Annotated in this window: 11 protein-coding genes; 8 read left to right on the top strand and 3 right to left on the bottom strand. The window is 45.6% G+C overall.

Annotated elements, in window-relative coordinates:
* The first annotated feature begins 100 nt into the window (after window positions 1-100).
* Both FND36_15665 and FND36_15660 read left to right on the top strand, forming a co-directional pair.
* The gene (locus tag FND36_15665; protein QDW75354.1) at window positions 101-1090 is read left to right on the top strand and encodes an asparaginase; all 990 of its coding nucleotides are present in this window, start codon (window positions 101-103) and stop codon (window positions 1088-1090) included.
* A gap of 102 nt (window positions 1091-1192) precedes the next feature.
* Complete coding sequence (locus tag FND36_15660) at window positions 1193-1897, top strand: HAD family hydrolase (protein QDW75353.1); 705 nt, start codon at window positions 1193-1195, stop codon at window positions 1895-1897.
* 238 nt (window positions 1898-2135) lie between these two features.
* Here FND36_15660 and FND36_15655 read toward each other — a convergent pair whose 3' ends face one another.
* On the bottom strand, window positions 2136-3032 hold the full coding sequence (locus FND36_15655; protein QDW75352.1) for a LysR family transcriptional regulator: 897 nt from the start codon (window positions 3030-3032) through the stop codon (window positions 2136-2138).
* 181 nt (window positions 3033-3213) lie between these two features.
* Here FND36_15655 and FND36_15650 point away from each other — a divergent pair, with 181 nt between their 5' ends.
* From FND36_15650 to FND36_15630, 5 genes are all read left to right on the top strand, one after another.
* Window positions 3214-4245 carry a YeiH family putative sulfate export transporter gene (locus FND36_15650; GenBank protein QDW75351.1) on the top strand — a complete coding sequence of 344 codons (1032 nt, stop codon included), beginning with the start codon at window positions 3214-3216 and terminating at the stop codon, window positions 4243-4245.
* A 173-nt stretch (window positions 4246-4418) separates the two neighbouring features.
* Window positions 4419-5453, top strand: coding sequence for a sugar ABC transporter substrate-binding protein (locus tag FND36_15645; GenBank protein QDW75350.1), 1035 nt, complete (start codon window positions 4419-4421; stop codon window positions 5451-5453).
* Window positions 5454-5518: 65 nt separating this feature from the next.
* On the top strand, window positions 5519-6619 hold the full coding sequence (locus FND36_15640) for an ABC transporter permease (GenBank protein QDW75349.1): 1101 nt from the start codon (window positions 5519-5521) through the stop codon (window positions 6617-6619).
* Window positions 6603-8141, top strand: coding sequence for a sugar ABC transporter ATP-binding protein (locus FND36_15635; protein ID QDW75659.1), 1539 nt, complete (start codon window positions 6603-6605; stop codon window positions 8139-8141). The genes FND36_15640 and FND36_15635 overlap by 17 nt, the downstream gene beginning before the upstream one ends.
* Window positions 8077-9135, top strand: a complete 1059-nt coding sequence (locus FND36_15630; GenBank protein QDW75348.1) for an ABC transporter permease — start codon at window positions 8077-8079, stop codon at window positions 9133-9135. Before FND36_15635 ends, FND36_15630 begins: the two co-directional genes overlap by 65 nt.
* 66 nt (window positions 9136-9201) lie before the next feature.
* Here FND36_15630 and FND36_15625 read toward each other — a convergent pair whose 3' ends face one another.
* Together FND36_15625 and FND36_15620 are read right to left on the bottom strand one after the other, a co-directional pair.
* Window positions 9202-10215 carry a sugar ABC transporter substrate-binding protein gene (locus tag FND36_15625; protein ID QDW75347.1) on the bottom strand — a complete coding sequence of 338 codons (1014 nt, stop codon included), beginning with the start codon at window positions 10213-10215 and terminating at the stop codon, window positions 9202-9204.
* Window positions 10216-10229: 14 nt separating this feature from the next.
* Window positions 10230-11477, bottom strand: coding sequence for an extracellular solute-binding protein (locus tag FND36_15620; protein QDW75346.1), 1248 nt, complete (start codon window positions 11475-11477; stop codon window positions 10230-10232).
* A gap of 115 nt (window positions 11478-11592) precedes the next feature.
* Here FND36_15620 and FND36_15615 point away from each other — a divergent pair, with 115 nt between their 5' ends.
* Window positions 11593-13401, top strand: a complete 1809-nt coding sequence (locus FND36_15615; protein ID QDW75345.1) for a sensor histidine kinase — start codon at window positions 11593-11595, stop codon at window positions 13399-13401.
* Window position 13402: the final 1 nt, after the last annotated feature.

Below are 13402 nucleotides of genomic sequence, written 5' to 3'. Positions count from 1 at the left end.
AGGTTGACAGGATTTCTTCCGGTATCCTATGATAGAAGACAGCGGACTGGATGTAATTGCGATAGGACCGCTGTACTGCAGGGATAAAGGGGAGAGATCTATGAAGAAGATTCTTGTGATCGCCACAGGAGGGACGATCGCTTCTAAGGAAAAAGGAAATGGGCTGGAGCCGGAGGCTACCGGAGAAGAGCTGCTGGCCGGCGTCCCGGATCTTCCGGAAGGCTGCCGTCTGGACACACTCCAGCTTATGAATATTGACAGTACTAATATGTGCAAAAGGCAGTGGGAGAAGATCCGGGATACGATTCTGGAGAAGTACCAGGAGTATGATGGATTTGTGATCCTTCACGGCACGGATACGCTGGCGTATACGGCGGCGATCTTGTCGTATCTGATCCAGGGAAGTGAGAAACCGATCGTGCTGACCGGATCACAGATGCCTATGGATCATTCTTATACAGACGCGAAGATCAATATTTACCAGAGTGTGATCTATGCGCTGGATGAAGACTCCCATGAGGTTTCTATTGTATTTAACGGGAAGGCGATCGCCGGGACACGGGGCAAGAAGCAGAGGACCCGGAGCTTTCACGCGTTTGACAGTATTAATTTTCCGCCGCTTGCGTCGATCTACGGCAGCAAAGTAGAGCGGACCTATCCTGCCAAGCCGTTTTCCGGGAAACTGCGTGTGTCCAGGCAGATAGATGATCGGGTGTTCCTGCTGAAGCTGACGCCGGGGATCCATCCGGATATTTTCCGAGCGCTGACAGAAAGTTATGATGCGGTGATCCTGGAAACCTTTGGGATTGGGGGGATTCCGTGTGGAGAGGACGGGGCCTTTGAGGCGGCGCTGTTTGACTGGGTGGAGGGAGGGAAAACCCTGGCGGTCACCACCCAAGTTATGGAAGAAGGCTGCGATCTGGGAGTTTACCAGGTGGGAAAGCGGTTCAGTGAAGATGAACGGATTCTGCAGGCGGGAAATATGACCACTGAAGCTGTGCTGGCTAAGCTGATGTGGATATTGGGAGAGACGAAAGACACAAGTGAGATTCATCGGCTGTTCTATCGGACGGTGAACCATGATCGGTAGAGAAGAAAGGCTGTCTTGAGAAGACAGTCTTTTTTTGCTATAATTGGTTGGCAGAAAAAGGACTGCGGCAAGTCCAAGTAAGTTTAGGAAGGATGGCCTGTAATGGAGCATTTTTTATTTGATCTGGATGGGACGCTGCTCCCTATGGACCAGAGGAGATTCGTGGAATTTTATATGCCGCTTTTGGCGGCTCGTTTCAAGGGCAGAGGCGTGCCTCAGGAAGAGTTGATCGCGGCGGTATGGAAAGGGGTGGAGGCTATGGCTTTCAACGATGGAAGCCGCACCAATGAAGCGGTTTTCTGGGATTGCTTTGAAAAACGGCTTTCCATTCGTCGGGAAGAAGTAGAGGAAGAAGTCTTAGATTTTTATGGAAATGAATTTAATCAGGCGATTCAGTCCACCCGGCCTGTGCCTGCGGCAGATCGGATCATCAAGTTTTTAAAGCAAAAAGGGAAAAAGGTATATTTGGCGACCAATCCGATCTTTCCCCGCTGCGCGACTCTGAACCGGATCCGGTGGGCTGGGCTTTGCGCGGAAGATTTTGAAGAGATCACCACGTATGAGGATTACCGGTACAGCAAACCGAATCCGGAATACTTCCGGGAGATATTAAGCCGGCATGGCCTGCGGCCCCAGGACTGCCTGATGGTGGGGAATGATGCGAGAGAAGATCTGACGGCGGGAAGCCTTGGGATCAAAACCTACCTTGTGACAGACTGCCTGGAGCATGGAGATGCTCCGCAAAAACCGGATTATCAAGGGGCGAATCTGGAACAGCTGTACAGCGATTTGAAAGAGCTGGTGTAGCCGGCTCTTTTTTGATGCGAAGGCATTTGCGGAATATGGGATTTGTGGGATTAGACAATTAAAAAGGACTGCATATTGGGAGGTGTGCAGTCCTGAGGAAAAAGTTATGAAAAAGAATTATAAGTGTTCGTTTCTTACGAACAATTATAGTATAGGCAGAAACTGTGATGAAAGTGTGATGAAAATAAGAATTAATTGTTAACAATTGTAAACAAGGACGTAGCCTTTTTGCATTTTACTACGTCCCCATTTGTAACTCCGCAAAGTTATCCAGGAAAAATTCTTGAAATAAATTGTCCTTTTTCCAGACAATAGAAATTTCATGCTGGATTTCAAAGCCTTTTAATGGTATTTTTCGAATAATTCCATTTTTCAGTTCGGTCTTTACAGCAGTCTCATATAGAAAGCTGATTCCAGCCCCAGCGGCTACCATATCCTTGATGGCGTTCATATTTCCGATCGTGACAACATTTGCAAAATCTTCGGGTGACAGATTGTGGGAATTTAATGCTTGTTCTAAGATAGAGCGAGTTCCAGAGCCTGTTTCCCGTATCAGGAGACACTCGCCAGTGAGAGCGGCAAGATTTTGTTCTCTGGAGGCTGAGCCACGGACCAGGGGATGGGAGGGACTGCAAATGGGGATAAAATGATCTACCAGAAAGGGAATATGTTCATAAGCTGCTTTGGAATAATCTCCTTCCAAAATGGCAAAATCGATCTCACCATCGTCTAGTTTTTCCAGCAATTCCTTTGTGTTTGCTACCGTCATGGAGATGTCGGCATCCTTGTGCCCGTTTAAAAATCTGGCTAAAGGCCGAGCGATCATGAATTCTCCAACCGTAAGTGTAACACCAAAATGAAGGACTTTTTTCTTGTCCGTGATAAAAGCAAGCTGCTCTTTCAGATAGATTTCGTTATTGTGCAGCGAAGTGAGGGAGCGCTGTAAAAGCTTCCCAGCCTCCGTCAAAATTATGCTTTTCCCAATAAAGCGGAATAATTTTACGCCGTAAAAATTCTCAATATATTGAATATGCTGAGAAACCGCAGGCTGAGAAATATGCAGTTTCTCGGCGGCACGGGTAAAATTCAATTCCTTACAAACAGTCAAAAAAGTAAGGGCTCGGTGGTCTAACATAGGTACTCCTTTCTAGTTGGGGCCGGGGGATTTTTTAAAATCCCCCGGCCCCAACTAAATAAATCATAACATATTCTTATCAAAAAATAAATACTAATAATTTCACATGATGATTTCTGCGTGTTATTATACTATACGGTAAGTTACGACAGGGAAAAGAACGGTTTTGTGGAGGAATGAGATGGATTTTATAAAGAAAAATGGGAAAGGGATTCTGCTGTGTCTGTGTATTGCCTTACCATCCTGGTTCTTGGGAAAACAGTTTCCGATTATTGGCGGCCCGGTGATCGCGATCATTGCAGGAATGATTCTTACATTATTTTTAAAAGATAAAACGCAGCTGGAGGGCGGGATTAAATATACCTCAAAGAAGGTGCTGCAGTACGCGGTGGTCCTGCTTGGGTTTGGGCTGAATCTCCAAGTGATCCTGCAGACGGGAAAGCAGTCTCTGCCGATTATTATAACAACGATCAGCACATCTTTGATCATTGCTTATGTGCTCCACAAGGTGATGCACATTCCTGGGAAGATTTCCACATTGGTAGGCGTGGGATCATCCATTTGCGGGGGCTCTGCCATTGCGGCGACAGCGCCGGTGATCGAGGCGGATGATGAGGAAGTGGCACAGGCTATTTCTGTGATTTTCTTTTTTAATGTGCTGGCGGCAGTTTTATTTCCTACATTAGGATCTTTTCTGGGATTTTCCCAGACTTCCGGGGAGGCCTTTGGGATTTTCGCGGGGACGGCAGTCAACGATACTTCTTCCGTTACTGCCGCGGCTTCTACCTGGGATAGTATGTATCATCTGGGAAGCGCCACACTGGATAAGGCCGTAACGGTAAAGCTGACCAGGACTTTAGCGATCATCCCGATCACGTTGGTACTGGCGTTTATCCGTACCAGAAACGCGGAGAAGAAGGAGGGCGGAAATGTGTCCTTGAAACAGGTATTTCCATTTTTTATCTTGTTTTTCATTGGAGCTTCTGTAATTACGACAATTGCGGTTGCCGCTGGGATTTCCGCAGACGTGTTTTCGCCACTGAAAGAATTGTCTAAGTTCTTTATTGTTATGGCTATGGCGGCAATAGGACTCAATACTAATATCATCAAACTGGTGAAAACAGGCGGCAAACCGATTGTTATGGGAATGGCCTGCTGGGTTGGAATTACATTGGTAAGTCTGGGAATGCAGCATGTGCTGGGAATTTGGTAGAAGAGAAAGTAAAAAGGGACAGGGCATTTTTAATTGGGGCCGGGGGATTTTTAAAAATCCCCCGGCCCCAATAAAAAAATTCCGATACAGAATCTAAAAAGAGACGTCTTTTAAAAAGAGGTCTCTTTTTTTATACTTACCACAACAAAATAAACCCAAAGGAGGTAAAAGTTATGAAGAAATTGGTAAGCGTTTTATTAGTTGCGGCCATGATGATGTCTATGCTGATCGGCTGCGCTGATGAAGACGTGGCTTCCGACGAAGGAGGCGGATCTAAGGAGCTGACTATCGCATTCAGTTTTGAAGATCTGGAAACAGAGTTCTGGGTAGCATCTCACGAGATCATTACAGAGTCTCTGGCTGAAAAAGGCTATAAAGTGATCGAGCTGAATTGCCAGGGCGATGCTAACAAACAGTTGGAGCAGGTTAATGATGCATTGACCCAGGACATTGACGGAATCATTATGATCCCGGTTGACGGAGATACTGCCGTAACGGTTACAGCTTCTGCCAATGAAGCAGAAGTTCCGATTGTTATCTTCAATCGTCCGCCAACATCTGACGAAGGCAATAATATCACTATCGTATGTGATAACAGAGCAGCGGCAGAGGCAACTGTAGACTACATGGTTTCTGAAGCTCAGAAGAAATACGATGAGACTGGAAAGAAACTGACACCCTGTATCCTGGTAGGCGACCTTGGCGACCCGAATGCCATCGAGCGTAAGGATGGATTCTACGCGGCCATCGAGAAGGCTCCGGAGATATTTAACGATGTTATTGAAGTCCCGACCGAGTGGGATGCGGCTACCTGTCTTGCAAATTTGCAGAGCGCGGTACAAGCCAACCCGGATATTGATTTTATCTATGCTTGTTCAGACTTCTTATTCCCGACGGTTCAGTCAGTTGTAGAGCCGCTTGGAAAATGGCAGAAGATTGGAGATCCCAACCATATAATCCTTGGTGGGCTTGATGGAGATGGAACCGCAGGAAAACTGATTGATGAAGGCTATGTGGACGGCACTGGAGCACAGGATCTGTTCTTTGAAACAGATGAAGCGATCAAGGCGTTGGAAGAAGCTATCGAATCAGGCGATACCCAGCCGGACGAAGTGATCACAGACCCAGGCTTTGCTCTGACCCAGGCAAATCTGGAAGAGAAGAGAATGGATATGTGGGGCAATGCGTTAAACGCTGAAGAAGAATAGAGACAAATGTAAGCTGGGGACGGGGTATTTAATAACACCCCGTCCCTGTACGAGGAGGTTATGATATGGGTGTTTCTACCAAAAAAGCGCAGACCAAGAAAAAAAGCCCCGGACAAATCATCCAGAAACTATTTTTATCGGAATACTTCATTTTATACCTGACGATTTTATGTTTTGTCTGTGTCATCCCGTTCGTTCCCAAGATCATTACACAAAGTAACTTGCTGAATGTTATGTCCAACTTGTGGCCGCTATTGGTAGTGGCAGTAGGGCAGACTTTTGTACTCCTGTTGGGAGGCATTGATCTTTCGCAGGTATCGATCATTGGTGTGACCAGTGTAATGGGAACAGTTTTGATCAGTGATTCTTTTAACGAAGGGACTTTCGCATCCACTCCTCTGTGGGGATGGCTGATCGGCGCAGATGGAGGGCCGCTGGCAGGGTCGGCCATGGCGATTCCAGTATGTATTCTGGTGATGCTTCTGGTAGGGACACTGATTGGTCTGTTTAATGGATATTTTGTGGCGGAATTTAAGATGCCGCCGTTTATGGTAACTTTGGTTACACAGATGTTTTTCTTAAATTTTGCGATTTTCCTCACCCAGTCCAGAAATGTTATGGGGCTGCCAGAAGGATTTAAAGAAATAGGGAAAGGATCTCTTGGAGGGATTATTCCTTATGCGGCGATTCTGACGGTAACCGTGACGGTAATCGGATGGTTTATTCTGGCGAAACTGGTACTAGGAAAGTGGATCTATGCCACCGGAGCAAATATTACGGCGAGCGTTGTGTCTGGTGTTCCTACAAAAAAAGTGACCGTTTTCTGTTATGCTTTCAGCGGCTTCTGTGCGGCGGCGGGATCTGTGATCTATTCAGCCCGTCTGAATATGGGAAGACCTACGTTAGGGGAAGACCTGACTATGGATATTGTTGGGGCGGCTGTCCTAGGAGGTACCAGCCTCCTGGGAGGAAAAGGAAAAGTGACTTGGACAGTGTTTGGCGTATTATTCTATACGATTTTGTTTAATGTGCTGAATTTGTTCAATCTTTCCTACTATACGATCAATATTGTCAAAGGTTGTGTTATTTTAGTGGCGGCATTCCTGGATGTTGTCAGGACAAAATTAGCGGTGAAGATTTCAAGTGAAAATGAGGCAGGTGTTTGATATGGGCGAAAGTATATTAAAGGTAGAACATATAGCAAAAAGTTTCTTTGGAATTTCAGCGCTTAAAGACGTTAACTTTGAATTGCAAAAAGGAGAACTGCTAAGTTTGATCGGAGAAAACGGGGCCGGAAAATCTACCCTTATGAATATTGTCTGCGGCGTGTTGAAGCCAGATGCCGGGAAACTGTATCTGGAAGGAAACGCCTACCAGCCCCAGAAACCTTCGGATGCCACAAAGGCAGGGATTGCCTTTATACATCAGGAGCTGAATCTATTTACCAACCTAAGTATTTTGGATAATGTATATATTAATTCTTTTCCGAAGATACCGGGAACGCCGATCATTAAAAAAAGCGCGATGACGGCGAAAGTTAAAGAAGTGCTGCAAGCGGTGGACTTAAATGTTTCTCCGGAGACTATCGTAGAGAAGCTTTCTCCGGGAGAGCGACAGTTGGTAGAAATTGCGAAAGCATTGTCTGCGGATCCACAGATTTTGATTTTTGATGAACCAACGACTTCGCTGACCGCCAGAGAGACAGAGAAGCTCTTTGGGATCATAGAAAGATTAAAAGCAGAGGGAAGATCTATTATTTATATTTCTCATATCCTGGCAGATGTACAGAAATTATCAGACCAGATCATCGTGCTTCGGGATGGCGAGATTACAGACAGTGGAAAAAAGGAAGAGTTTACGATTCAGAGGATGATCAGCTCTATGATCGGAAGAGAGATCGATCAGTTGTATCCGGAGAAAACCAATCGTCCCACAGAACAATCGGTATTAGAACTGAAAGATATTTCCCAGAGGGGGATTGTTCATAAGATCAACATGAAAGTCTGCGCCGGCGAGGTGGTTGGAATGTTTGGCCTAATGGGGTCAGGAAGGAGCGAACTGGCAAGGATTGTCTACGGATTGGACCCATACGAGACAGGCGAGATCAAGGTCCGAGGCAAAGAGATACATAAGATCACGCCAAAGAAAGCGATCCGGAACAAAATTGCGTTTGTGACGGAAAATCGGCGGGAAGAAGGGTTGTTTATGGAATTTACGATCATGGACAATCTTTCGCTGGTATCAATTCCAGAGAAGGCAAAAAGCAAACTGAAAATGGTCAATAACTCTTCTGTCAAAGCGGAGACACAGGGGATGGTGGATACCTTAAAGATTAAATGTCCGCCTATAGAGAAAAATCCGGCAAAGAGCATGAGCGGTGGAAACCAGCAGAAAGTAGTTATTGGGAAATGGCTGTTGTCAGACCCGGATCTTCTGATTGTAGATGAACCTACCAGGGGAATTGACGTAGGGGCAAAATACGAAGTTTACTCTATTATAAATGATCTGGCAGCTCAAGGGAAAGCAATCTGGGTGATCTCATCGGAACTGGAAGAATTAATGGGAATCTGCGACCGCATTATAGTCATGGGGAATGGTGAGATTCGAGGCGAATTGACCAGAAATGAGTTTGATAAAGAGCGCATCATGGCAGCGGCATTCAATCAGATGGGAAAGGAGGAAAAATAGCATGGGATCCAAAGAAAATATAGGTAAGCTGGTGTTAAAAAACATACCAATACTACTGTTTGTTCTGGTATTCGTGATATTTGGCATTTTTTCTCCAAAGTTTTTAAGCGTGGCTTCTTTCAGCAATATTATTTTGAACTCCTCTTATGTGGGGATTATCGGAATTGGGATTATGTTTGTCCTCTTAACAGCAGGCATCGATCTGTCGGTAGGTTCAGTCATGTATCTTGCCGCAGCCTCCACAGGGCTTCTGATCTCGGAGATGCATGTTCCGACAGCGCTAGGTGTGCTGGGCGGAATCTGCGTAGCGCTGCTGGTTGGACTGATCAACGCCTTCTGTATCATCAAGCTGGATATTCTTCCTTTTATCACAACATTGGGAACAATGACGGCAGGAAGAGCGGTGGGGACATGGATGACCCAGTCCGAATCGGTGAATCTGCCCAAGGCGATTACTTCCCTGGGATCTCAAAAAGTATTGGGGATTCCGGCGGCAATCCTGCTCTTTCTGCTGATCGCTCTGATCGCGGCGATCTTCCTTGCTAAGACACAGCTCGGGAGACAGATCTACGCAGTGGGAAATGATCCGGAAGAAGCAAGGAAAGCGGGAATCAGCAATAAGAAAGCGCTTTTTACGGTTTATATGCTTTGCGCCCTGCTGGCAGGCATCGGCGGGATTATATCGGTAGCGCAGATCGGAATCGTAAACGCCGCGTTTGGAAAAGGGGAAGAATTTAACGCGATTGCCGCTGCGGTGCTTGGCGGTACAAGCCTGGCAGGAGGAAGCGGTAAAGTTCAGGGAACTATCTTGGGGGCGGTAATGATCCAGATGATCCAATCCGGTTTAGTGTATATGCAGGTGGATATGTATATTCAGCCTTTGATCTCCGCCGCGATTATTTTTATCGCAGTATTTCTGGACAGCATAAGGGGACGTTATGTTCGAAAAGCAGAAGCAAGAAATATCAGAAATGAGAATCTGGTGAGAGAATAGAAAAAAGATCAGAGGCCGCGTTATATCGCGGCCTCTTGGTGATTTCAGGATTAAAAGATCTTGGGGTCATCTCATGTCCGGGAAATATGTATAAAGATTTTCTTTGGTGACAGAAATAACACCTGTGGAGACAGTATCGGGTATTACAGAGGTCAGGCCATCCGCAAGATTATTGATCTTTAGAGAGGAGTGATTGATATCGTAGAGCAGGGAAGCGGCATAATAGGTAAAAACGGCTCGTTTTTGGCCGATGATGACATCAACTGAACCATCCTCTACAAGAGCAAGATTGTCTGGCTCAATATCCATGGCGGTTACTTTGATATCCTGATCGCCTTGGAAATCTTTCAATCCATTGGTAATGCCAATGGCACTGTTGGAGTTAAAACCAGAGATGCCGGCAATATCAGGATAAGTTTCAACGATCATTTTTGTAATTCGTTCTGCTTCGTCATAACTGGCCATATCGTCATACTCTCCAACAATGGTGATGTCCGGGTAGTTATCAATGACTGAGTGGTAACCTTTAAAAGCGGCATCTGTGGTATCCGCCCCTCCGATCCCCATAATCGCAACTTCACCCTTACCTCCGATTAGTTTTACCATGGCTTCTGCCTGGGTGACGCCAATCTCATACCAGTCGGAGCCTACATAGGCAATTCGGTCGGAGTTCGATACATCAGAGTCTACAGTGATTACGGGAATTCCCTGGCGAATTGCTTCATCGATGGAAGGGGCCAGGCTCTGTTCCATGCCCAGGACCAGAATTCCGTCCGGCTCTTTGGCGATCGCCTCGTTTAAAGCCTGGATCTGTCCGGGAATATCATATTCTTCAGGTCCCATGACTGTGGCGGTCACATGTTTATCCCGCCCAAATTTTTCAAAAGCGGCAATATCGTTTTCTTGAAACATACTATGGCCGGTCATGGTGGCGACCCAGATATATTCTTCCCCCTCGGAGGAAGTTTGAGGCAAAGAATCCGTTTCCTTGGACAGATGTGGGAAAATCAGCAAAAGAGCCAAGATAAGAACCAGGCAGAGGGAAACGATAAAGGGAATAAAAAGTTTATTTTTTCGCATAGTTAAGCTCCTTTTTATGTGGACAACCCGGCAGCAAATTCCTGCGGGGTTATCAGATTATAAAATAGTTTCCTTGGGAGAGCGTAAGTCTCAGCGTCACAGGTAAACGGGGAGATATAGAAATGTTCCTCTGGTATATAGCATTCTTCCTCTTTGATCTTCATCCAGGAGACGGCTAGTTCGGAATCGACGGTATAACTTTGGATATTTGTCATAGTCCGAGTGTCGCTGACATATTGGAGAACTGTGTCATATTGTGTATAGTAATCCAAAAACAGACGGCAGATCTTGGCATTTTCGCTGGATTGGCTGATACATAAAAGAGAATCCACGGGACTGCCTACAACAGGGGCTGACATCTGGCCGGAAGAAACGTGGAAGCCGCAGACGTCAATGTCAATTTGCTGAAGGACAGAGTCATTGATCATAGCGATGCTGGATTCCGGAGAGACCGCCATTGCGTAGGAAGAGTTTAGGAATGCCTCAAATGCCTGCTCATCGGTCATATAAAAGCAAGATTCCGGAAGGTACCCCTGTCCAAGCAAGTCGTAACAGGTCTGGAAAGCCTGAAGATAGGAAGGGCTGTCAATACCGGAGAAACCATTGGCCGCGCTTACTGGCTGTTCTGAGGAAGCAAAGGCCTCCGCAGTGAGCAAAGTGAGCAGGTCATTGGCGGATTCATCGTCAGAAAGGCCTGCTGCCAGTGGAGAAATGCCCTCCTGCGCAAAGACTGTGCAGGCGGTAAGAAAATGTTCAAGATCATCAGGAGGCTCCAGATTATATTTTTCAAACAGAGATACATTGTACCAGATGCTCAGATAATCGGACTGATAGGGAATTCCGAAATACATGCTGCTTCCTGTAAGCTGTTGGAGATAATCTAAGGCTTCTGAACGGATGCGGGTAAAAAGATCCATAGAAGTAAGCGGAAGAAGCCGGCCCTCTTGGATAAATTCAAGATAAGCCTCTGTGGGAAGCTCGATGATATCTACGGAATCTTCCTGAATGAGTTTGGTATCTAAAAAGGACAGATAGTTCAATTTGGGGTAACGCTCGATATTGATCTTATAATTGGGGTATTGGTCATGGAATCCATCCAGAGTAGAAAGCGGAATATTTTTATAAGTCAGTATTGTGATGGAATTCCCCTCTTCCTTAGTCTCTGCCTGCGGCAAAAAATGAGTGTAGGCAAGGATAAGAAGCAGAAGAAGTCCTGCGATCAGAAAACAAGATAAAATTTTAAAAACTGTTTTTTGATGCATCGAAGAAAAACCTCACTTAAAAGTAGAGCTAATTTTCAGAAAACTTAGTATAATAATATCTTAACTGCATCCGATTTGCAAGGATGATTTTATTTAGAAATGTGGGGGGAAAAATATGAAAAGATTCCGGTTTCGAAATTGGAAAATGCAGACAAAATTATTTCTGGGATTTCTGCTGATCATTGTGCTGATCGTATTGCTGCTGGCTTATTTCAGTATGACCGTCAGCGAGAATTCCATCAAGACGCAAATGCTCACCTCCATTCAGGAAACGACCAGTCAAATGAGCGGGAACATTGATACGGAAATCCAAAAGGTCCTGGATATCTCCACCCAGGTAAGTTCTAATGAGACGCTTTGTGAGATCCTGCAGGAGGAAAAGACAGAGTCGCCGGACCAGTTTTATCAAAATGACAGAACAATGAAGGAAATCCTGAATACTGCCTTTTCGACTTCTTTTTCTGTAGAGGATGTGTTTGTCTGCTCTTATAATGGGAGCATTTACACAGCAGATAAGAATAAGCTGAGTCTGACAGGGGACTATGATTTTACCAGGACTGGCTGGTTTGAAGAGATGAAGGCCACCAGGGAAAACACAAAAATTCTTTCTTCCTATGATGGAGAGGCATACATCAGCACAGGAGAAGCTCAAAAGATGTTTTCTATTGTGAAAAAAATCTATGCGCCTGGGACAAAAAAGGAACTGGGCTGCATGATCATCGATATGAACAGCGATATCCTGGGGAATGTTCTGCAGAGCATCAATAGTAATAGCTACCAGCAGGCGCTGATCATTGATGACAACAAAAAGATCGTCTTCCATCCAGACTCTGATTATATCGGAACACAGTATCGCGGAAGGCAGGTAAGCCAGGTGCTTTCTCAGCAGAATGGAGCGATCGAGTCGCCGGAAGAAAACAGCTATCTGGTTTTCAGTACTTCTGAGATTACAGGCTGGAGTGTTTTGTGTGTGGTAGACAATGCCTATATGCTGGACAGCGCCAATCGTCTGCGGTTGTTTCTTGCCATTGTGGCAGTGGTCTGCCTGGCTTTTTCCGTGTATTTCGCGCGTTATATCAGCAAAGCGGTCAGCGGACCGGTCGCGCGTCTCCAGGAACAGATGCATCGGGTGGAACAAGGGGATTTCGATATCGAAGTCCAAGCGGAGAGCGAGGATGAGATCGGACGGCTGACCCGGGCTTTTGATCAGATGGTCAAGCGTACAAAGCGGCTGATCCAAAACGTATACCAGTCGGAGATCTATCAGAAAGAAGCGGAGCTTAACGCCCTGCAAGCTCAGATTAATCCTCATTTCCTTTATAATACGCTGCAGACGATTGATATGATGGCGGAGGAAGAAGGGGTACAGGAAATCAGTGATGCCTGCCAGGCTCTTTCTAAAATCTTTCGATATTCTATTAATAAGGGGAAAGAATTTGTCCAGGTAGAAGAAGAGATCATTCATATCAAAAACTATATGCTGGTCCAGAAATTGAGGTTTGGCGATAAGCTGGAAGTGCGCTACGAGATAGAGAAGGATTGTGAAAGATTATATATTGTAAAACTGTTGATCCAGCCGCTTGTAGAGAATGCGGTAGTTCATGGGATTGAAAACGTGCTTGGTAAATGTAAGGTAGTAATCCGAGTGTTCCGAAAAGAAGACTGCCTGTATACAGAAGTTCAGGATAATGGAAATGGGATCGGAGAAGAAAAATTAGCGCAGTTGAATGAACAGTTGGAGAAGAGCTCAGGGAAAAATATGATACATGAAACCAGACGGGCGGCCAAGGGAAGTATTGGTCTGGAAAATACCAATGCCAGGATCAAACTTTATTTTGGCCCTGAGTATGGGATTAAGATTGAAAGTACGGAAGGAGAAGGAACTCTTGTCAAGGTAAAACTTCCGGCAAAGAGTGAAGTATAGG

The sequence above is a fragment of the Lachnospiraceae bacterium KGMB03038 genome, assembly GCA_007361935.1.
Classification (GTDB): domain Bacteria; phylum Bacillota; class Clostridia; order Lachnospirales; family Lachnospiraceae; genus Massilistercora.
The sequence above is the reverse complement of the archived record's forward strand: the minus strand, read 5'-3'. Positions and strand labels throughout refer to the sequence as shown.